The 18,982-nt window shown below is 67.4% G+C and carries 16 protein-coding genes; 4 read left to right on the forward strand and 12 right to left on the reverse strand.

Going from position 1 to position 18,982, the window contains the following annotated elements:
• Positions 1-91: 91 nt before the first annotated feature.
• A complete protein-coding gene (gene surE / locus V7778_RS22800; protein WP_335559538.1) occupies positions 92-829 on the reverse strand; it encodes a 5'/3'-nucleotidase SurE in 738 nt (245 codons plus the stop codon).
• A gap of 281 nt (positions 830-1,110) precedes the next feature.
• On the opposite strand from surE, the gene V7778_RS22805 reads away from it, so the two are divergent.
• Together V7778_RS22805 and V7778_RS22810 are read left to right on the forward strand one after the other, a co-directional pair.
• Complete coding sequence (locus tag V7778_RS22805) at positions 1,111-2,919, forward strand: TonB C-terminal domain-containing protein (protein ID WP_335559539.1); 1,809 nt, start codon at positions 1,111-1,113, stop codon at positions 2,917-2,919.
• Positions 2,920-2,997: 78 nt separating this feature from the next.
• Positions 2,998-3,393 carry a GFA family protein gene (locus V7778_RS22810; RefSeq protein ID WP_335559541.1) on the forward strand — a complete coding sequence of 132 codons (396 nt, stop codon included), beginning with the start codon at positions 2,998-3,000 and terminating at the stop codon, positions 3,391-3,393.
• A 52-nt stretch (positions 3,394-3,445) separates the two neighbouring features.
• Here V7778_RS22810 and V7778_RS22815 read toward each other — a convergent pair whose 3' ends face one another.
• From V7778_RS22815 to V7778_RS22830, 4 genes are all read right to left on the reverse strand, one after another.
• A complete protein-coding gene (locus tag V7778_RS22815) occupies positions 3,446-4,642 on the reverse strand; it encodes an acyltransferase family protein (RefSeq protein ID WP_335559543.1) in 1,197 nt (398 codons plus the stop codon).
• Between the two features lie 232 nt (positions 4,643-4,874).
• Positions 4,875-5,687 carry a hypothetical protein gene (locus V7778_RS22820; protein ID WP_335559545.1) on the reverse strand — a complete coding sequence of 271 codons (813 nt, stop codon included), beginning with the start codon at positions 5,685-5,687 and terminating at the stop codon, positions 4,875-4,877.
• A gap of 155 nt (positions 5,688-5,842) precedes the next feature.
• Positions 5,843-8,350, reverse strand: coding sequence for a tetratricopeptide repeat protein (locus V7778_RS22825; RefSeq protein WP_335559547.1), 2,508 nt, complete (start codon positions 8,348-8,350; stop codon positions 5,843-5,845).
• 11 nt (positions 8,351-8,361) lie between these two features.
• Positions 8,362-8,967: a toll/interleukin-1 receptor domain-containing protein gene (locus V7778_RS22830; protein WP_335559548.1), complete on the reverse strand. Its 606-nt coding sequence runs from the start codon at positions 8,965-8,967 to the stop codon at positions 8,362-8,364.
• 168 nt (positions 8,968-9,135) lie between these two features.
• Between V7778_RS22830 and V7778_RS22835 the strand changes: the two genes are divergently transcribed.
• Positions 9,136-10,110 carry an NADPH:quinone oxidoreductase family protein gene (locus V7778_RS22835; protein ID WP_335559550.1) on the forward strand — a complete coding sequence of 325 codons (975 nt, stop codon included), beginning with the start codon at positions 9,136-9,138 and terminating at the stop codon, positions 10,108-10,110.
• A gap of 171 nt (positions 10,111-10,281) precedes the next feature.
• On the opposite strand, the gene V7778_RS22840 is transcribed toward V7778_RS22835, so the two are convergent.
• Together V7778_RS22840 and V7778_RS22845 are read right to left on the reverse strand one after the other, a co-directional pair.
• The gene (locus tag V7778_RS22840) at positions 10,282-12,342 is read right to left on the reverse strand and encodes an ATP-dependent DNA helicase (protein ID WP_442920749.1); all 2,061 of its coding nucleotides are present in this window, start codon (positions 12,340-12,342) and stop codon (positions 10,282-10,284) included.
• A gap of 89 nt (positions 12,343-12,431) precedes the next feature.
• Positions 12,432-12,632, reverse strand: coding sequence for a YdcH family protein (locus tag V7778_RS22845; protein ID WP_211522068.1), 201 nt, complete (start codon positions 12,630-12,632; stop codon positions 12,432-12,434).
• Positions 12,633-12,813: 181 nt separating this feature from the next.
• On the opposite strand from V7778_RS22845, the gene V7778_RS22850 reads away from it, so the two are divergent.
• On the forward strand, positions 12,814-13,605 hold the full coding sequence (locus V7778_RS22850) for a PP2C family protein-serine/threonine phosphatase (RefSeq protein ID WP_335559553.1): 792 nt from the start codon (positions 12,814-12,816) through the stop codon (positions 13,603-13,605).
• A 153-nt stretch (positions 13,606-13,758) separates the two neighbouring features.
• On the opposite strand, the gene V7778_RS22855 is transcribed toward V7778_RS22850, so the two are convergent.
• From V7778_RS22855 to odhB, 5 genes are all read right to left on the reverse strand, one after another.
• Positions 13,759-14,433: a hypothetical protein gene (locus tag V7778_RS22855; RefSeq protein WP_335559555.1), complete on the reverse strand. Its 675-nt coding sequence runs from the start codon at positions 14,431-14,433 to the stop codon at positions 13,759-13,761.
• A gap of 14 nt (positions 14,434-14,447) precedes the next feature.
• Positions 14,448-15,548: a cell division protein ZapE gene (zapE, locus tag V7778_RS22860; protein ID WP_335559557.1), complete on the reverse strand. Its 1,101-nt coding sequence runs from the start codon at positions 15,546-15,548 to the stop codon at positions 14,448-14,450.
• 148 nt (positions 15,549-15,696) lie between these two features.
• Positions 15,697-17,127, reverse strand: coding sequence for a dihydrolipoyl dehydrogenase (gene lpdA, locus V7778_RS22865; RefSeq protein ID WP_335559559.1), 1,431 nt, complete (start codon positions 17,125-17,127; stop codon positions 15,697-15,699).
• A gap of 197 nt (positions 17,128-17,324) precedes the next feature.
• Entirely contained in the window at positions 17,325-17,654 is a 330-nt protein-coding gene (locus tag V7778_RS22870) for a PspC domain-containing protein (protein WP_211522073.1), read from the reverse strand.
• 53 nt (positions 17,655-17,707) lie between these two features.
• A complete protein-coding gene (gene odhB, locus V7778_RS22875; protein ID WP_335559562.1) occupies positions 17,708-18,964 on the reverse strand; it encodes a 2-oxoglutarate dehydrogenase complex dihydrolipoyllysine-residue succinyltransferase in 1,257 nt (418 codons plus the stop codon).
• Positions 18,965-18,982: the final 18 nt, after the last annotated feature.

Raw genomic sequence — 18,982 nt, forward strand, 5'->3', positions numbered from 1 at the left:
TGCGGCGTGGCCACCGGCGCCGGCGTGCCCGGCTTGCGGGTGCTGCCGGTCACCGACGACAGCGGGAGCGGGAAGGTGCTGCGCTGGTCTTTCATGCGATTCCCTGTGCCAGCAGTTCCAGCTGGGTTTTATGGGTCAGGTCGATCTGCAGCGGCGTGATCGACACGCGGCCTTGTTGCGTGGCGTGGAAGTCGGTGCCCTCGCCCGCATCGCGGCAGGCGCCGGGCGCGCCGATCCAGTAGATGTCGCGTCCGCGCGGATCCTGGGCGCGGATGACCGGCTCGGCCTGGTGCCTGCGCCCGAGGCGGGTCGGGGTCAGCGGACCGAGTTCCTCGTAGGGCAGGTTCGGGATGTTCACGTTCAGCAGAAAAGGCGCAGTGAGCATCTCGAAACGCCGCTCGACGATATCGCGCGCCACGCGGGCCGCGGAATCGACGTGCGCCCAGCCATGGTTCACCTGCGAAAACGCGATCGCCGGAATGCCGAACAGGAAGGCTTCGGTGGCGGCTGCGACGGTGCCCGAATACAAGGTGTCGTCGCCCATGTTCTGGCCATTGTTGATGCCGGAGACAACCAGGTCGGGCGGCGCATCGAGCATCGCCGTCAATGCGATGTGCACGCAATCGGTCGGCGTGCCATTAACGAAATAGAAACCATTACCAGCACGCTGGACCGACAGGGGACGGTCCAGGGTCAGGGAATTCGACGCGCCCGAACGATTGCTGTCGGGGGCTACGACCACGATCTCGGCGATCGGCGCGAGCGCTTCCGCCAGCGCAATGATGCCTGGCGCGAGGTAGCCGTCGTCGTTACTGATAAGGATTCGCATGTACGGGATTTTACCTGAAGCAACGCTCTTATCGCTCGCTTCAGGCGTTAATTTCACATTTTAAGATGCTTTCCGACACGATTTCACACATCTCTTGCCGTATTTACATCGCGCTTTGTGAGTCTCGCGTCAAGGGTTTTAGCAGGCTTAACAACAGAGTGTCACGGCTTGCAACGCCCTCTTCTTTCTTGCCGATACCGACCCGCCAATTGGCCTTGCGCATGTGTTAGCATCGAGCGAATCGTTGCTTCAATGACATCTCTACCGTATTGAAGCGAGCCATGCAGCATTCCGCGCCTGTGCAAGGATTTCCCGTTTTGACCACTGCTCTCTCCATTTATCGCGGCCAATGGCGCATGCCGCTTGCGCTGTCGGTGTCCTTGCTGGTGCACGCCCTGCTGCTGAGCTTGAGCCTGGGCGGCGCCGGCCTGGGCCTGCCGGGTTTCCAGCTGCCGTGGAAGGAACGGCGGCTGGAAGCCGACGCCTTGCGCATCCTGCTCGCGCGGGCCCAGCCTTCCGCTGCGGCGCCGCACGCGGCAGACCCACTGCCCGCCGCCCTGCCCGCCCTGCCCGCCCCACCCGCCATACCCGCCATACCCGCCATACCCGCCGCCCCTTCGGCCTTGGAGCAAGGTCCCGCCGTTCCTGCGGCGCCGACACCCACGCCGCCATCGGCCAGCGCCCGCGCCGAGGAGAGTTTCGTCGCGATTCCGGAGCCGGCCACGCTTCCCGCCGAACCGCTTGGCATTCCGGCGGAGCCTGCACCGCCGCGCCCCGAACAGGATACGCAGCGCAAGACGGCCGAGCAGGCTGCCGAACGCTCGCGGCAAGCGGAACTGGCGGAGGCGGCCAGGCAGACAGCGGCGCTGCAGGAGGCGGCGCGGCTGCAACTTGAACGCGCGGAAGCGGCACGCAAGGAGAGCGAGCACCTGGACATCGTGAGGCAGGAACGCGAACGGAACGAGGCAGCGCAGCGGGAGGCCGCGCGTGCCGAAGCCGTCCGGCAAGAGCAGGCAAGGCTGGCACAACTGGAAGCGGCAAGGAAGGACGCCGAAGGCCAGGAACTCGCCCGGCAGGAGACCCTGCGGCGGGAGGCGCAGCGAGAGGAACAGGCAAGGAAAGACGAGCAGGCTCGGCAGGAGCTGGCACAGGCCGAGGCCGCCCGTCAGGAGGCGGCGCGTAAGGAAGCCCTGCGGCAGGAGCAGGCCAGGCTGGCGCAACGGGAAGCCGACCGGCAGGAGGTCGCGCGCAGGGACGCCGCGCGGCAGGAACAGATGCGGCAGGCGGAGCTCGCCGCGCAGCGGGAGCAGCAGAGCCGACTAGCGGCGGCGCGGCAGGAAGCCGCAAAACAGGAAGCTGCGAAGCAGGAAACGGCGCGCCAGGAAGCCGCGAAACAGGAAGTCGCCAGGCAAGAAGCGGTGAAACATGAAGCTGCACGGCAAGAAGCTACCCGGCAGGAAGCCGCACGGCGGGAAGCTGCACTGAATGAAGCCGCGCGGCAGGAAAGCGCCAATCAGGAAGCCGCGAGGAAGGAAGCCCCGAGACAAGAAGCCGCCCGGCAGGACGCTGCCCGGCAAGAAAGCGCACGCCAGGAACTGGCGCAGCGCGAGAGGGCCGAGCAGGAGGCGAAGCGCGAGGAGCGCCTGCGCGCGATCGGCAAGCAGCTGGCCGAGGAAGCCGCGCAGCGCAATGCCGCGCCGGCGTCCCCTGCCGGCCCGCCCCTGCCGGCTGCAAGCAGTTTGCGCCGCGGCTGGATGTTCGGCCGCGCCGACCCGAATGCGGATCTGGTCCAGTACGCGGCCGCCATGAGCCGCAAGATCGAGATGAACATGACCTTCGACATGGTGCGCGACGCGGTGAAGCAGGCGCATGCCCGCCCGGTCGTGACGGTCGCCGTGCGCGCCGACGGCTCGGTCGAGAAAATCACCTTCGTGGTATCGAGCGGCGTGTCCGCCATCGACGAGCTGATCCGCAAGGTGGTGGCCAGCCAGGCGCCCTATGGCGCCTTCCCGCCCGCGCTGGCGCGCCAATACGACGTGATCGAGATTCGCCGCACCTGGATCTTCGACATGGCGATCCGTCTGGAGTGAGGGCACACGCCAGACAGTGCCGCTGCGGTAGCTGTGGCGGTATGATGGCCGCACCGGTTCACCTCTCCTGGAGCGAATATGTCCACCCGACTTGCCTCTTGCAGTTGCGGCCAGCTGTCGGCACGGGTCGAGGGCGATCCTGTGCGCATCTCGATCTGCCACTGCCTGGCCTGCCAGCGCCGCACCGGAGGTCCCTTCGCCGAGCAGGCCAGATTCCCGCGCGAGAACGTCACGGTCGCGGGCCAGTCGACGGCCTTCGTGCGCGTCGGCGACGAAGGCTCGCGCGCGACCTTTCACTTCTGCCCGCACTGCGGGGCCACCGTCTACTACGCCGCCGAGGGGCTGGAAGCCTACCTGACGATCCCGGTCGGCGCCTTCGCCGATCCAGGCTTTCCCGCGCCGAACGTCTCGGTCTACGAGGGGCGCAAGCATGCCTGGGTCGTGCCGCCTCCCGACGCCGAGCACTTCCCGTAAGACGCCCTGGGAACGCCGGGCGCGGACTGCGCCGCGCTCCCCGGCTGTCCGATCACGCGTTCCCGGCCGACAGCGGCGCCACGACCTGGGCGCCCTTCGGCTTGCGGCTTCCATTGAGCAGCACCCCGATGATGGTGTGGCGCACCAGCAGCTGGTAAGTAAGCAGGCAAACGGCGGTCGTCGCGACGACGTTCAGCAGCATCTTGGACATCGCGCCGAGCGGCAGGCTGTAGACCATGGCGCCGAAGCCGATCGTGCCCAGCATATGCACCAGGAAAACCCAGTAAGAACTTTCCGAGATATAGCGCAGCACGCGGTTCTGGCTCGGCAGGTAGCGCAGGAACAGGCCGATCAGGGCGAAGCTCCACAGCCAGCTGGTCAGGTTATAGAGGCAGGCGATGAGCGCTTCGATATGGGGAATGCCCAAGGGATCGCTGGTGAATGCGACGAAGGCCCAGACGACGGCGGCAAAGACCGCCAGGCCGGCAAGCGTCTTTTGCCAGCAGGTCTTCACGAGAAGCGGGAACAGCACATCCTGGTGACGGTGCGAAAGCAGTCCGACGACGAAGAACAGGCCGTTGTGCACGATCTCGGGCAACTGCGGAATGAACGAGCCGCTCGACGCCAGCATGCCGGCACGGTAGAACGAACCGATGATCGCCAGCGGCACGGTCAGGACAAGCACGCCCCACCAGCGCGTGGCGAGCACGCGGAAGGCCGCATCGACCGCATGGTGCACCCGTGCCGGCAGCGCGGCCCAGGCTGGCGCCAGCACGGCGGTAAGGGCGCAGAACCAGATCAGGTAATACAGGAACCACATGTGCATCGTGTTGAACGGCGATGCGCCGACGCTTTTCTTCGCCAGCAGCGAAATGTCGATGCCCACCGTGCCGCGCGCCATGATATGCACGTACACGAGCATCAATACCGTGGTGCAGACGATGAGCACCGGCCAGAAGATCGCGAACGGCAGCGCCAGCCGCCGCATGCGGTGCTTCAGCATCGCGCGCGGCCCACGCCGCGCGACGAGCAAGGCGACGAAGAATCCGGCCAGGATGAAGAACACCGGCATGCGGAAAGCGTGGATGAAAATGAGGATCAGGTCGGCGATGGGCGAGGTCTGCGCATCGCGCCACGGCAGCGGCGACGGACCGGTGGTGTGGTTAATGGCGACGTGCAGCAAAATGCCGAGCCACATCATCACGGCGCGTAGGTTGTCGAATGCGTGGAGGCGGCCAGGCTGGTCCATGTGTCGGTTTTCTTATCCCTGTTTGTGGAAGCGGCCGTGTCGCCAGCCGTTCTTGATTCTAAGTGATACGCCCGCACTAGCTGCCGCCGATATTCCCGGCGACAAGGCTGTCGCAGCATTTTATGTAAGGCGCGTATGCCTGTCTGGCGCGATGGCGGGGCCTGGGCGCTTTCACGGCAAGCATGCAGATGGACCGCACGCTCTCCGCCGCTGCCGCATCGCCCTGCTCCGCCTAGTCGCGCGCCGTGCGCCACTCCTGCCGCTTGGCCGGTTCTTCATGTTCGGGGCAATTGGTGAGCCTGATCTTGCCGTGCTTTTCGATCATGTCGATGCTGGTGGTAGGCGCGCGTTCGGTGATGCAGTAGGTACCGTTGCCGCTGATGACGCGTGTGCGGCGCGCGCCATCGCCCGTGTTGTTCACCAGTTCCTCGACCTTGGGCGCTTCCCACAGGCGCGGCGGCGCCATGGCGTGCGCGTGTTCCATGCCTTTGCGCAGGCGGATCTGCGGACTGTCCGGCGGCGCGATGATGAGAGGCCGGTTCTGCTTGCGCAGCTCGCGGTCGATGCTGCCGATGCTGCGTCGCGCGCTGTCCATGATCGATTCGGCCAGCGGCGAAGCCGGCGCCTGCGCTGCGGGCGCCGTGGCTGGCGCGGGCGCCGACGGCTCCGCAGAAGCCGCGGCCTTTGATGCCGGCACCGAAGGGCCGGCAGCGGGAGCGGCCGATGAAATCGCCTGCGGTCCAGGCGTGGAGGAGCGATCCGGCGCCGGACGGGAGCGCATGCCTAGCTTACCGGCGTGCGGGAGGCCGCGTGCATCCTCGGCTTGCGCGGAGGATGCCGCCTGATCGCGCGGCGCGGCGAGCTGCGCCTGGATCCACTGCACCGCGATGCTCGCCCCTTCCTGCTGCTGCGGCGGCAGCGTGCGCGTCATTTGCCAGACCAGGATCAGGGCCGCATGGACCAGGAACGTGGCCAGGGCGCCGCCCAGGCGGCGGTCCAGACCAAGAGCGGCCGGTCCGCGCCCGCGTAGGGAGAAGTTGTCCATGGTGCGACAGTATAGCGACACGGGCCAGCTCGCTTACTCACCAATTTGCGCACCGGCTCACTCACCCGCTCGCTTGCCAAGCCGCTCACCGCATGTTCCGCCATGCCGCCCGGATGCCGCGTTCGGGCACGATCGCGCTGCGAGCCCGTTCGCCGTTAGCGCAGGGGCAGCGGGTTGTCGCGCGCCGCTTCGATCAGCGCCCCCTCGAGCGACGAGACTTCGTCCTGGGTGAAGGACAGCAGCGCATCCTTGTCGCCATCCTGCAGGTAGACCTGCTTGATCATGGCGGCGCCCCGCCTGCGCAGCGGGTCGGCCACGCTGGGCTTCAGCACGGCGTGGCGCAAGCTGTCCGCCAGCAGGCGCGCTTCGCGCGGACTGCGGCTGTCGATCAGGTTCTGCAGCTGGGCCAGCTTGTGCCCCAGGCTGTCCGACACCGGCACGCCCTCCCCTGTCTTCCTCTCCCGTGCCATGCTGTGCCCCGGCCCGTGCCGCCCCGCGGCGTCGGCGCCCGCCAGGCCGCCTCCTTCGGCCTGCTCCAGGTGCCGGCGCAGTTCGGCGACCTGCTCGCGCAAGCGCCGCGCCGCTTCGGTCTCGCCCTGCTGGCCAAGGGTCGAGGCCAGCCGCAGCTGCATGTCGAGGGTCTCGGGGTGCCCGGCGCCCAGATGGCGCTCGCGCGTGCGCGCCAGCGATTCCTGGATGCTGCGCACGGCCGCCAGGTCGCCCTGGGCGGCCAGGATCTCGGCCAGGGCCTCGCGGGCGGCCAGGGTGCCGGCGGCGTCCGCGCCGTCATGGCGCTCGCGGGCGCGCAGCACGGCCTCCAGCAGGCGCCGGGCATTGCCGAGTTCGCCCATTTCGCCGAGCAGCTGGGCCAAACGCTGTCCGCAGCGCAGCGTGTCCTCGTGCTCGGCGCCGAGCTGGCGGCGGCGTGCGTCCAGCACCCGTTCGCAGACGATGCGGGCGCGTCCGGCCTCGTGCTGCTGCGCAAGGCTGATGGCCAGGTCTTCGAGGCTGTCCAGCGTCGCCGGGTGCTCGTCTCCCAGGGCCCGCTCGCAGGCGGCCACCACCTGCTCGTGCAGCGCCAGCGCGCGCTCGGCCTCGCCCAGGCAGGCCAGCACGCGCGCCAGGCGCGAACGTGCGCAAAGGGTCTCGGGGTCGTCGGCGCCGGCGCTGCGCGCGCAGGACTGGATCAGCAGCTCGTACTGGCGGCGCGCCTCGTGCAGCACGCCGGTGTCGAGCAGCAGTTCGGCGACGCAGGCACGCGCGGCGCGCAGGGATGCGTGGTCGTCTCCGAAGGCGCGCTCGCGCAAGGCCAGGCATTCTTCGAGGCAGGCGCGCGCTTCGTCGTAGCGGGCGTCGCGCCGGCACAGGGCTCCCAGCCGGGCCAGCCCGTCGGTTAGGTCGCGCATGCCGGCGCTGGCGTCCGGGTCGGCGGGCTCGACGCCAGGATCGTCGTTGAAGGCCGCGGTGCGCGCCCGCGCCACGGCGGCGCGCAGCCGGATCTCGTCGAGCGACTGCCAGGGGAAGCGCCCCGGCGCCACCCACTCGGCCAGCACGCCGGCGATGCGCGCCAGGGCGCGCCGGTCGGTGCCCGGTCCCGCGGTCGACATGGCGTCGGCCAGCGGCAGCTGGAGTTCGTCGAAGTAGCTGTCGAGGTTGACGCGCGGCCAGCCGTAGCAGGCGCGCAGCAGGACTTCGATGCGCGGCTGGTAGCCGGGAGCGCCCAGGCGTGCGTCGCCGCGCCGCCAGCGCTGGTGCGGATCGCTGCGCGCGCCGTCGGGCGCGCAGGCGAGTGGATACACCATCAGCGGCCGCTGTTCGTCCTCGTGGCTGCAACGGTACGCGATGGCCCGCCTCACCACGCCTTCGAAGCCTTCCACGCTGCCCGGGGCCGGCGTGAACAGGCCGACCAGGCGGTCCGCCAGCAAGGTGGTGCACACGCTCACCGCGGGCGAACGCCCGGGGCGGCTGGCGACCAGTACGTGCGAGAAGTGGCGCGCCATGCGCGCGCCGAAGCGCCGGAACAGCGCGGGACAGGCGTCGAACAGGGCTTCCCAGTCGAAGCGCCCGCTGCGCTCGGCATAGCTGCCGTCGAAACGGCCGGCGCGCATCAGGTACAGGGGGCGCCGGCCGTCCGCACGCTCGATATGCGCGCGCCAGTCGACCGCATCGAGAACGCGTTCGGCCAGCGTCTCGTCGCTTGCCGCACCGCTTTTTGCTCCGCTTTCCGCTCCGCTTCGCTGCGCCGGCTCGCGCCGCAATTGCCGCAGCTGCATGCTGCAGGCTTCGAAGAATTCGATCAGCCCTGAACGGGCGCGCGGCGCCGGCCCGGCTTGCGCCCCGGCCTCGTAGTCGGCCTCGTAGTCGGCCTCGTAGTCGGCGCCGGCGTCGGCGTCGATACCCGCGTCAGGTTCGGCTTCCAGGCTCCCGGCGGCGGGCGCCAGGTCGAAATGCCGGTGCAGGGCCGGGGCATCGAGGTCCCAGTCGATGACCAGGACCGGTGCACCGGCGGCCTTCCCCTCGAAGGCGCCGGCCCGCGCGCCCGCCAGGCACTGGGCGAGCGCCGACAGCATCGCGTTGCGCGCGGCGCCGCCCTCGTAGGCATAGAAGGTCGTCACCTCGCCCGCTGTGTCCAGCGGCGGCAGCGGAATGCGGTTGTGTTCCATATGGCTCCTCATTATTTTGGAAAAGTCAGGTCTGGAAGATCGCGCCACTCGGGTGGGACATCAGGGAGCACGAAATGGTTGCAGTCGTGGCTGGGCGGCGTATGCTTTTTTTGGCACGCGTAGTGGGTTGCGATCCGCTTGACCATCTTGTCTATGTCCGGAAGAAAATCCGGGTTCGACTTGAGATCGGCCGTGGCCATGGTGAAATGGGAGAAGTCGACGTACAGGCTGCTCTCGGTGATCTGGCGCGGCAGGCTGTCCGGATGGCGCGTCATGATGACCGGGATGATCAGGTGGCTGGGCAGGTCGTACCAGGTGGCGCGCTCCCGCTCCAGCAGGCGCATGGCCGCGTACTCGCGCCGCGTGTAGGCATGGGCCTCGTACTTGGGGGTGTAGATCAGGATCATGCAGACGCTCTCGCACATGGCACGCGCGATCTTGCGGTCGAGGTCGTCGCCACCCCCGAGTTGTTCGGTGTCGATAAACAGTTCGTCTTCGTTGTCGAAGTAGGGTTCGAGGTAGCAGCGCAGCGCGTCGGCCAGGGCCGACTTGAAACGCTTCATGAGTTCGTGCTTGCCGTGGGCATAACTGAAGAAACAACCGTAACGGATTGTCATTCCCTTCTCCGGTTCCCAGGCGCAGGACTGGGGCGCCTGCCTGCTTCGACTCTAGCGCGCCCCACCTGCCCCACTTTGCGTGCGCACAATGGTGACAGGCGGTGGCATGGATCATGCCTGTACTTTCCTTCGGGCATAATGCGAACCGACATCAATACAGGAGGAAGCATGAAAGCCGTACGCTGCAAGGATTGGGGACCGCCGGAAAGCCTGGAGGTGGCCGATCTGCCCGACCTGGCGCCCGGTCCCGGTGAAGTCGTGGTCGACGTCAAGGCGGCCGGTGTGAACTTCCCGGACGTGCTGACGGTACAGGGCAAGTACCAGTACCGCCCTGAGCTGCCCTTCACACCGGGCAATGAGTTCGCGGGCGTGGTGCGCAGCGTCGGGCCGGGCGTCACCGCCTACGCGCCCGGGCAGGCGGTGATCGGCTTCACCCGCACCGGCGCCTTCGCCGAGCAGGCGCTGGCGCCGCTCGATTCCCTGTTGCCGGTGCCGGACGGCATGGACTTCGACACCGCCGCCGCGATCACCCTCACCTACGGGACGTCGTACCACGCGGTGGCCGACCGCGGGGCGCTCCAGCCCGGCGAGACCATGCTGGTGCTGGGCGCGGCGGGCGGCGTCGGCCTGGCCGCGATCGAGATCGGCAAGGCGCTGGGCGCGCGCGTGATCGCGGCCGCGTCCAGCGACGAAAAGCTGGCGGTGTGCAAGGACCACGGCGCGGACACGCTGATCAACTACGAACGCGAAGACTTGCGCGAAGCGATCAAGGCGGCGACAGGCGGACGGGGGCCGGACGTGGTTTACGACCCGGTCGGCGGACGCTACAGCGAACCGGCGCTGCGCTCGATCGCCTGGCGCGGCCGCCACCTGGTGGTCGGCTTCGCGGCGGGCGAGATTCCGCGCCTGCCGTGGAATCTGATGCTGCTGAAAGGCGCCTCGGTGGTGGGCGTGTTCTGGGGCGACTTCACGCGCAAGGAGCCTGCCGCGCACGCGGCGGCCATGCGGCGGCTGATGGACTGGATGGCGGAGGGCAAGCTGCGTCCGCTGGTGTCGCGGCGCTATGCGCTGGAGCAGACGGCGCAGGCGCTGAATGACATGGCGGGGCGCAAGGTGGTGGGCAAGGTGGTGATTACGCCGTGATCGGCATGCGGCGGGACGCTGGGTGAATACGCAGTCCCGCAGCATCGGCACGTCGTTCCGGCGAAGGCCGGAACCTCGGTTTCGCGTGCGTCACGACTGCGCGACGAACCTGGGCCCCGGCCTTCGCCGGGGTGACGCCCTTACTGCTGGTGGAAGAAGAGAGGCGGCGCCTCATGCAGCCTCGCCGCCTTCCACAGCCTCCGCCGTCCCCGGCTGGAAGAACCCAATCACATCCGCCTGCACCCTGGTCCTTCGGAACGGCGGCAAACTCTGCCAGATACGCCGCCCATACGGCTTGGTGATCAGGCGCGGGTCGCAGATCATCAGCACGCCCCGGTCCTCGACGTCGCGGATCAGGCGGCCGGCGCCCTGCTTGAGGGTGATGATCGCTTCCGGCAGCTGGTGGTGCATGAAGCCGTTCATGCCCTGCTTTTCCATCACCTCGATGCGCGCGGCCAGCACCGGATCGTCCGGCGGCGCGAAGGGCAGCTTGTCGATGATGACCAGGGACAGCGCATCGCCGCGCACGTCCACGCCTTCCCAGAAGCTCTGGCTGCCCACCAGCACGGCATTGCCGGCATTGCGGAAGGAGTCCAGCAGTTCGGTGCGGCCGCGCTCGCCCTGTACGAAGAGCGGGAAATCCAGGCCACGCTCGGCGAACTCGGCGCGCAGGCGCTCGGCCACGCGGTTGACCGCCCGGATCGTCGTGCACAGGAAGAAAGTGCGCCCGCCCGCCGCTTCGATCACCGGCAGCGCGCAATCGACCACGGCGTCGGTATAGCCCATCGAATTCGGTTCCGGCAGGCCGGTCGGCACGTACAGGAGACCCTGGTCGCCGTAGTCGAAGGGGCTGGGCCAGGTCTTGGCCGGCTCGCCCGTCAGGCCCAGCTGGTCGGAGAAGTGGCGGAAGTCGTTCTTCACCGCCAAGGTCGCTGAGGTAAAAATCCAGCTGCGCGGGGTACCCTCGCGCTGGCTGGAAAAGATCGGCGCGATCGACAGCGGCGTCTTGTGCAATTGCAGCGAGGACGAGAAGGCCTCGGCCCACAGCACGCATTGCTCGGCGGCGGCGGCCTTGGCGTCCGGCTTCCAGGCCTCGTAGGCCGCGGCCAGCTCGAGCGCGCGCACGCGGCAGGCTTCGAGCGTCTCGGCGCGCGCGGCGTTCTCTTCCAGCACGGTGATCATGCCGGACAGCTCTTCCTTGAGCGCATCGAGAGCGGGGAAGAATTGCGAGGTCGGCAGGATCTGGGGCAGCGACAGGCGCATGTTGCTGTCGCCGCCGAAGGCCAGGCGCAGGTCGCGCGCGGCTTTCTCGACCACGGTGACGACCTTGGCCCAGTCCGGACCGCCGCGCGCATGGGCCAGGCCTTCGGCCAGCACGTCGCGGCACAGTTCCAGAACCTGGGAGGTCGAGACCGACTGGCCGAAGAACAGGGTCGCGGTATCGGGCAGCTGATGCGCCTCGTCGAAGATCACGGTGTTGGCGGACGGCAGCAGCTCGGCCACGCCGGTGTCCTTCAGGGCCACGTCCGCGAAGAACAGGTGGTGGTTGACCACCACCACGTCTGCCTGCTGGGCTTCGCGGCGCGCCTTCATGACGAAGCAGTCCTGGTAGTACTGGCACTCGGCGCCCACGCAGTTGTCGCGGGTCGAGGTGACCAGGTTCCAGATGGTGGCGTTCTCCGGCACCTTGGCCAGCTCGGCCTTGTCGCCCGAACTGGTCATCTTCATGAAGCGCGAGATCTCGCGCAGGTGGCTGACGTCGTCGCGCGAGGTCAGGCGGCCGTTCTGCAGCGTGCGCTCCAGGTTGTAATGGCAGACATAGTTGGAGCGGCCCTTGAGCAGGGCCACCGAGACCGGCGCCCGCAGGGCGGCGCGCACGGTCGGGATGTCGCGAAGGAACAACTGGTCCTGCAGGTTCTTGGTGCCGGTGGAGATGATGGTCTTGCCGCCCCACAGCAGGGCCGGGACCAGGTAGGCGAAGGTCTTGCCCGTGCCGGTGCCGGCCTCGGCCATGAGCACCTGCTGGTCGGCGATCGCCTGGGCGATGGCCTTGGCCATCTCGGTCTGCGACTGGCGCGGCTTGAAGGTGCCGACGGCGGGCGCAAGCGGGCCGCCCGCACCGAACAGGCGGTCGAGCTCGGCGTCGTACTTGCCGGCCGGCGCGTCGATGGCCGCCGGCACGCCGGCCGGCGTCGCTACGCCCGGCGTAGCGACGCCCGGAGCCCCCTGCAATGGGGCATCGGCCGGCGCTTGATCGGAGCCGGAAACAGGGAGATGATCGGTCAAAATAATGGGTTCGGTGTGGCCGGGCGCGAGGCGCCTCAGGCCGGGATATCGGGCACCAGCTGCATCTTCAGCAGCGTAATATGGTCTTTGAGCTGCAGTTTGCGCTTTTTCAGGCGTCGCAGCTGTAACTGGTCGGCATGACCGTCCGCCGTCAGCATGGAAATGACAGCGTCGAGGTCGCGGTGTTCCACGTCGAGTTCGATAATGCGGCGCTGGATATCCTGAACGTCGATCATGATGTCTGTTCCAAGCAGTTCTGGTGTTATGCGTTGCGGGAAAGCGGACCGCTGAAGGCGGTGCAGTGTGTCGCTCAGCCTTTACGGCTTGCAACATTTGGGCTTCTCAGTGCATAGTTTAATCTACGCTGAGGTTGCCGCCAACAAAGATTGGCGTAGGCGCTACGGAAAACACGAATTCATGACTTCATACAAGATCGAAGCGGGGACCGCGCAACACATCGGGAACCGCCCGCAGCAGAACGACCGCACTGCCCTCATGACCGGCGCGCGTGCGCCCGGCTACGTGCTGGCGGTGCTGTCCGACGGGATCGCCAGCTCGGCCGGGGCCGAGCAGGTGCTGCATACGGCGCGCCAGGTGTTCGACGAGTTCAAGCCGGGCGACCATCCCAGCCTGGAACGGCTCGGGCAGCTGCTTCAGGACATCGTCAGCGAGTCCCACCTGGTCATCAAGATGAACGCGGTGGCGGCCAAGACCGAGATCCACGCCAGCTTCGTCGGCCTGGTATTGACGCCTCACGGCGAGGCCGTCTGGGCCCACGTGGGCGATTCGCGCCTCTACCGTTTCCAGGACGGCAAGTGCGCGGCGCGTACCAGCGACGCGGCCTATGTCGACCACCTGGTCGCCGACCGCCTGCCCGAGGACGCGGCCAGGAATCACCGCAAGTCCAAGCTGCTGCTGAACGTGCTGGGCAACGCGCGCAAGGAGCCTTTCGTCACGATCGGCAGCCACAGCGGGCTGGCGGCAGGCGACGGATTCCTGCTGTGCTCGGATGGTTTGTGGCATTTCTTCACCGATGCCGAACTGGCGGCGGTGACGGCCAAGGCGACGCCGCGGCAGGCGTCGGAGATGCTGATCGACAAGGCGGCGGAGCGCTCGCAGGGCAAGGGCGGGAACTGCACGATGGCGATCGTGAAGCTGGTGAAGCAGGCGCAGGACGGGATGGGGATGCAGGTGCGGAAGGTGGTTTGAAGGGCTGACTCTGTGCTTGCAAACTTGGGTCCCCGCCTTCGCGGGGATGACGGTTTTGAGGTCGCGGATCGGTTCAGCGTCGGCTCACTGCGCACTCGGCACGTCATTCCCGCGTAGGCGGGAAGCCAAGTTTCCTAGCGTACCACTATCGCATCACTTGCCAACAGCCGTCGCCGCATCGGCCTTGGCCTTGGCTTCTTCCTCCGCGCGCCGCTTCGCCTTCTCGTCACGCTCCGCCGTCCGCTTGGCCACTTCCGCCTGGCGCTCTTCCGACTTGCGCTTGCGCTCCTCGAAGGCCTTCACGTTCGCCGCGCGTTCCGCTTCGCTCAGGCGTTCCTGCCCCGCTTCGGCGCCACGCTGCTTCTGGCGCGACGCCGCCGGACGCGGGCGCGGCGCAGGCAGGGCGGGAGTCTCGCGCGGAGGCGCCGGCGGCTGGGCGGCCAGGGCGGCTTCCTCGGCCTGGTACTCGGCTTCGGCCTTGGCGATCTCGCGGTCGCGTTCCTCGACCTTCAGCCGGCGCTTGAAGCGCTCGGCCTCGATCTCGATCGCGCGCTGCGCCGACAGGGCCGCGCGGCGCCGTTCCTGGGCTTCGTCCAGGCAGTTGTTCACGAAGAATTTCTCGTAGCAGAGCGCTTCGCGTTCGGCGTAGCGCGCCTCGATCGCGGCGCGTTCCTTGGCCACGGCGGCGAGGCGCTCGTCGGCCTGCGCGATGGAGGTCGTCGGTTCGGTCGGCACGGCCATCGGCGTGGTGTCGGTGGTGGCGCAGGCGCCCAGCAGGCCCGCCAGGAAGGCGGCGCCGAGCAGGCGTACGGCAAATGGTGGGTGCATGGATGTCCTTTCGATCACGCGATGGCGTCGGCCGCGCCGCGCCGCTCGGCAAGCATGTACTCGCGCGATTGCATTTCGATGATACGCGATACCGTCCGGTGGAATTCATTCGCCAGCTGCCCTTGGGTGTAGAGCTCTTCCGGTTCGACGGCGGCCGACATGATCAGCTTGACCTTGTGGTCGTAGAACACGTCGATCAGCCAGGTGAAGCGGCGCGCTTCCGAGGCCTGGCCGGCCGACATCGCGGGGATGCCTGACAGGATCACGGTGTGGAACTGGCTGGCCAGTTCCAGGTAGTCGTTCTGCGAGCGCGGGCCGCCGCACAGGGTGGCGAAATCGAACCAGATCACGCCGCCCGCGCGGCGCAGCGGGCGGATCTCGCGGTTCTCGATGCGCACCACGGGGTGCGGGTCTTCGGCGGTGTCGGCGATCTTGCTGAAGGCTTCGCGGAGCAGGTGGTCGGATGCGGCGTTGAGCGGCGTGTAATAGGCCTCGACCTGCTCCAGCGCGCGCTTGCGGTAGTCGTTGCCGGCGTCGACGTTGAGGATGTCGAGCTTGTCCTTGAGCAGCGCGATGGTCGGCAGCATGCGGTCGCGGTGCAGGCCGTCCGGGTACAGGGTCGACGGCTCGTAGTTCGAGGTCATCACGAAGCTCACGCCGTTGTCGAACAAGGCCTTGAGCAGGTTATACAGGATCATCGCGTCGGCGATGTCCGAGACGTGGAACTCGTCGAAGCAGATCAGGCGGTACTTGCGCGCCACGCGCTTGGCCACTTCGTCGAGCGGGTCGGCCACGCCCTTGAGCTGGTCGAGCTGGTGGTGCACCGAGCGCATGAACTCGTGGAAGTGCAGGCGCGTCTTGCGCACCACCGGCACCACCGAGTAGAAGGAGTCCATCAGGAAGGACTTGCCGCGTCCCACCCCACCCCACATGTACACGCCCTTGGGCACGTCGGGACGGTTGATGAGGCGCTTGAAAGCGGACGACCGCTGGGCCTTGTAGTGGACCCAGTCGTCGTACGCCTGCTGCAGGCGGTCGACCGCGGCCTGCTGGGCCGGATCGGATTGGAAGCCGCGCTCGGTCAGCGCGTGCTGGTAGTACTCTTGGACGTTCATGATGAGGCAATATAAAACGTAGGGTGGGCGGATTCCCCGCCCACGCGTTCAACCCACGTTGGCGAGGCCCGTCGTTCGGCCAGGCACACGCCGGTTGAACGCGTGGGCGGGAGACCCGCCCACCCTACAGGGACGATCCCCTCTGTGCTTAGAAGTTCAGCGAACGCTTGTCCACCGCCAGCGCCGCTTCCTTGGTCGCTTCCGACAGCGACGGGTGCGCGTGGCAGATGCGGGCGATGTCTTCCGACGAGGCCTTGAACTCCATCGCGACCACGGCTTCCGAGATCAGCTCCGAGGCCATCGGGCCGACGATGTGCACGCCCAGGATTTCATCGGTGGTGGCGTCGGCCAGGAACTTGACCATGCCCGAGGTGTCGCCCAGCGCGCGCGCACGGCCGTTGGCCATGAACGGGAAGGTGCCGGCCTTGTAGGCCACGCCGTCGGCTTTCAGCTGCTGCTCGGTGCGGCCCACCCACGCGATTTCCGGCGAGGTGTAGATGACCCATGGGATGGTGTTGAAGTTGACGTGGCCGTGCTGGCCGGCGATGCGCTCGGCAACCGCGACGCCCTCTTCCTCGGCCTTGTGCGCCAGCATCGGGCCGCGCACCACGTCGCCCACCGCCCACACGCCCGGCAGGCTGGTACGGCATTCGTCGTCCACGACCACGAAGCCGCGCTCGTCCAGCTGCAGGCCGACGGTCTCGATGCCGAGGCCGATGGTGTTCGGCACGCGGCCGATCGAGATGATCAGGCGATCGAAGGTCGCGGTCTGCGCGGCGCCGGTGTTGTCGGCGTACTCCACGGTGACGCTGTTGTCGCCCTTCGTGATCGCGCCGATCTTGCAGCCCAGGTTGATCTTCAGGCCCTGCTTGGTGAACAGCTTGTGCGCTTCCTTGGCGATCTGCTCGTCGACCGCGCCCAGGAAGGTCGGCAGGCCTTCGAGCACGGTGACTTCCGCGCCCAGGCGGCGCCACACGCTGCCCATTTCCAGGCCGATGACGCCGGCGCCGATGACGCCCAGCTTGGCCGGGACGGCGCCGATCGCCAGTGCGCCGGTGTTCGACAGGATCAGCTTCTCGTCGAAGGCCGCGCCCGGCAGTTCGCGGGCGTTCGAGCCGGTGGCGACGATGACGTTCTTGGCCGTCAGGGTTTCGGTGCTCGGACCGGTGACGTTGATCGTGTAGCCGCCTTCGCCCTTGCCGGCGAAGGCGCCGCGGCCGTGGAAGAAGGTGACCTTGTTCTTCTTGAACAGGTAGAGGATGCCGTCGTTGTTCTGCTTGACGACGCCGTCCTTACGCTTGAGCATCTGGGCCAGGTCGATTTCCAGGCCCGAGACCTTGATGCCGTGCTCGGCGAAGCCGTGGCTGGCGTGCTCGTAGTTTTCCGAGGATTGCAGCAGCGCCTTCGACGGGATGCAGCCGACGTTGGTGCAGGTGCCGCCCGGCGCCGGCTTGCCGGCCGCGTTGCTCCATTCGTCGATGCAGGCCACCTTGAAGCCCAGTTGCGCTGCACGGATGGCAGCCACGTAGCCGCCAGGACCGCCGCCGATCACGACGACGTCAAATTGTTTATCGCTCATTTATTTATCCTTGTTGGTTCGATCCGCGCCCTATGGCCCGCGGCTTCAAGCCGTCACCCCCGCGCAGGCGGGGCCCAAGTTTGCGCGCTCAGTGTCGGCGCGTCACGCCAGTGGAAGCACGACGAACTTGGGTCCCCGCCTTCGCGGGGATGACGTTCAAAAGCTGACGACGTCGGAGACGTCCTGGATCGAACTGTTTATTCTTCGGGAACAAAAATCCACAACAGCAGGTAGACCACGGCGCCGAATCCGAAGGTGATGGCGAACAGCACGAACACCAGGCGCCAGACCCAGGAGTCCACGCCCGAGGCCAGCGCCAGGCCGCCGCACACGCCGCCCAGCCAGCGGTCGGCGCGCGAGCGGCGCAGGCTGCTCAGCTCGTCGGACAGCGCGCCGTTTCCCTTGTTCAGGTTCACGGTGGACTGGGCCGACAGCACCCTGGCCTTGGCCTGCTCGAATTCGGCGTCGGTCAGCGCGCCGGCCTGGTGCAGCTCGTGCAGCCGTTTGATTTCGTCAGACAGGTTCATGTCGTTCTCCAAACAGCGTCCAGACGGCGCGCGGACCTCGCGTCCCGTACCGATTACAGGTCCAGCAGCAGGCGGGCCGGATCTTCCAGCGCGTCCTTCATGGCCACCAGGCCCAGCACGGCTTCGCGGCCGTCGATGATGCGGTGGTCGTAGGACATCGCCAGGTAGTTCATCGGACGCACCACGATCTGGCCGTTCTCGACCACGGCGCGGTCCTTGGTCGCGTGCACGCCCAGGATCGCCGACTGCGGCGGGTTGATGATCGGGGTCGACAGCATCGAACCGAACACGCCGCCGTTCGAGATCGAGAAGGTACCGCCGTTCAGGTCGTCCAGGGTCAGCTTGCCGTCCTTGGCTTTCTGGCCGAATTCACCGATCTTCTTCTCGATCTCGGCGATCGACAGCTGGTCGGCGTTGCGCAGGATCGGCACCACCAGGCCACGCGGCGAACCGACAGCGATACCGATGTCGAAGTAGCCGTGGTAGATGATGTCGTTGCCGTCGACCGAGGCGTTCAGGATCGGGTACTTCTTCAGGGCCGCCACGGCGGCCTTGACGAAGAAGGACATGAAGCCCAGCTTGACGCCGTGTTCCTTCTCGAACTTGTCCTTGTACTTGTTACGCAGTTCCATGACCGGCGCCATGTTCACTTCGTTGAAGGTGGTCAGGATGGCGTTGGTCTGTTGCGATTGCAGCAGGCGCTCGGCGATACGGGCGCGCAGGCGGCTCATCGGCACGCGCTCTTCCGGACGGTCGCCCAGGTTGGCCGGGGCTGGTGCGGCGACTTGCGCCAGGGCCGGTTTCGCAGCCGGGGCCGGTGCAGCGGCGGCGGCCGGCTTGCCGGCGACAGCGGCCAGGGCGTCGCCCTTGGTCACGCGGCCGTCGCGGCCCGAGCCGTCGATGCCGGCGGCGCTCATGTTGTTGTCAGCCAGGATCTTGGCGGCGGCGGGCATGGCCACGCCCGCCTTCGACTGGTCGGCTGCGGGGGCAGCGACCGGCTGCTGGATCGGCGCATTCGGGGCTGCCGACGGGACGGCGCTCACTTGCAGCGGGCTCACCTGTGCCGAGGCTTCGGTGTCGATGATCGCGATGACTTCGCCCGACACGACGGTGGCGCCGTCGGCCTTGATCAGCTGGGTGATCACGCCCGCGCTCGGGGCCGGCAGTTCCAGGACCACCTTGTCGGTCTCGATGTCGATCATGTTCTCGTCGCGCGACACGGATTCGCCGACTTTCTTGTGCCAGGACAGGAGGGTCGCTTCAGCAACCGATTCCGACAGTTGGGGGACCTTGACTTCGATTTGTGCCATGTTGTTTTAACTCCGTTA

Origin of the sequence: Massilia sp. DD77, assembly GCF_036961685.1 — a bacterium.
Lineage (GTDB): Bacteria > Pseudomonadota > Gammaproteobacteria > Burkholderiales > Burkholderiaceae_D > Telluria.

Excerpts from the sequence above, each read along its gene's own strand:
- surE (WP_335559538.1), bottom strand. The coding sequence starts at position 829 with ATGCGAATCCTTATCAGTAACGACGACGGCTACCTCGCGCCAGGCATC.
- V7778_RS22805 (WP_335559539.1), top strand. The coding sequence starts at position 1,111 with ATGCAGCATTCCGCGCCTGTGCAAGGATTTCCCGTTTTGACCACTGCT.
- V7778_RS22810 (WP_335559541.1), top strand. The coding sequence starts at position 2,998 with ATGTCCACCCGACTTGCCTCTTGCAGTTGCGGCCAGCTGTCGGCACGG.
- V7778_RS22815 (WP_335559543.1), bottom strand. The coding sequence starts at position 4,642 with ATGGACCAGCCTGGCCGCCTCCACGCATTCGACAACCTACGCGCCGTG.
- V7778_RS22820 (WP_335559545.1), bottom strand. The coding sequence starts at position 5,687 with ATGGACAACTTCTCCCTACGCGGGCGCGGACCGGCCGCTCTTGGTCTG.
- V7778_RS22825 (WP_335559547.1), bottom strand. The coding sequence starts at position 8,350 with ATGGAACACAACCGCATTCCGCTGCCGCCGCTGGACACAGCGGGCGAG.
- V7778_RS22830 (WP_335559548.1), bottom strand. The coding sequence starts at position 8,967 with ATGACAATCCGTTACGGTTGTTTCTTCAGTTATGCCCACGGCAAGCAC.
- V7778_RS22835 (WP_335559550.1), top strand. The coding sequence starts at position 9,136 with ATGAAAGCCGTACGCTGCAAGGATTGGGGACCGCCGGAAAGCCTGGAG.
- V7778_RS22845 (WP_211522068.1), bottom strand. The coding sequence starts at position 12,632 with ATGATCGACGTTCAGGATATCCAGCGCCGCATTATCGAACTCGACGTG.
- V7778_RS22850 (WP_335559553.1), top strand. The coding sequence starts at position 12,814 with ATGACTTCATACAAGATCGAAGCGGGGACCGCGCAACACATCGGGAAC.
- V7778_RS22855 (WP_335559555.1), bottom strand. The coding sequence starts at position 14,433 with ATGCACCCACCATTTGCCGTACGCCTGCTCGGCGCCGCCTTCCTGGCG.
- zapE (WP_335559557.1), bottom strand. The coding sequence starts at position 15,548 with ATGAACGTCCAAGAGTACTACCAGCACGCGCTGACCGAGCGCGGCTTC.
- lpdA (WP_335559559.1), bottom strand. The coding sequence starts at position 17,127 with ATGAGCGATAAACAATTTGACGTCGTCGTGATCGGCGGCGGTCCTGGC.
- V7778_RS22870 (WP_211522073.1), bottom strand. The coding sequence starts at position 17,654 with ATGAACCTGTCTGACGAAATCAAACGGCTGCACGAGCTGCACCAGGCC.
- odhB (WP_335559562.1), bottom strand. The coding sequence starts at position 18,964 with ATGGCACAAATCGAAGTCAAGGTCCCCCAACTGTCGGAATCGGTTGCT.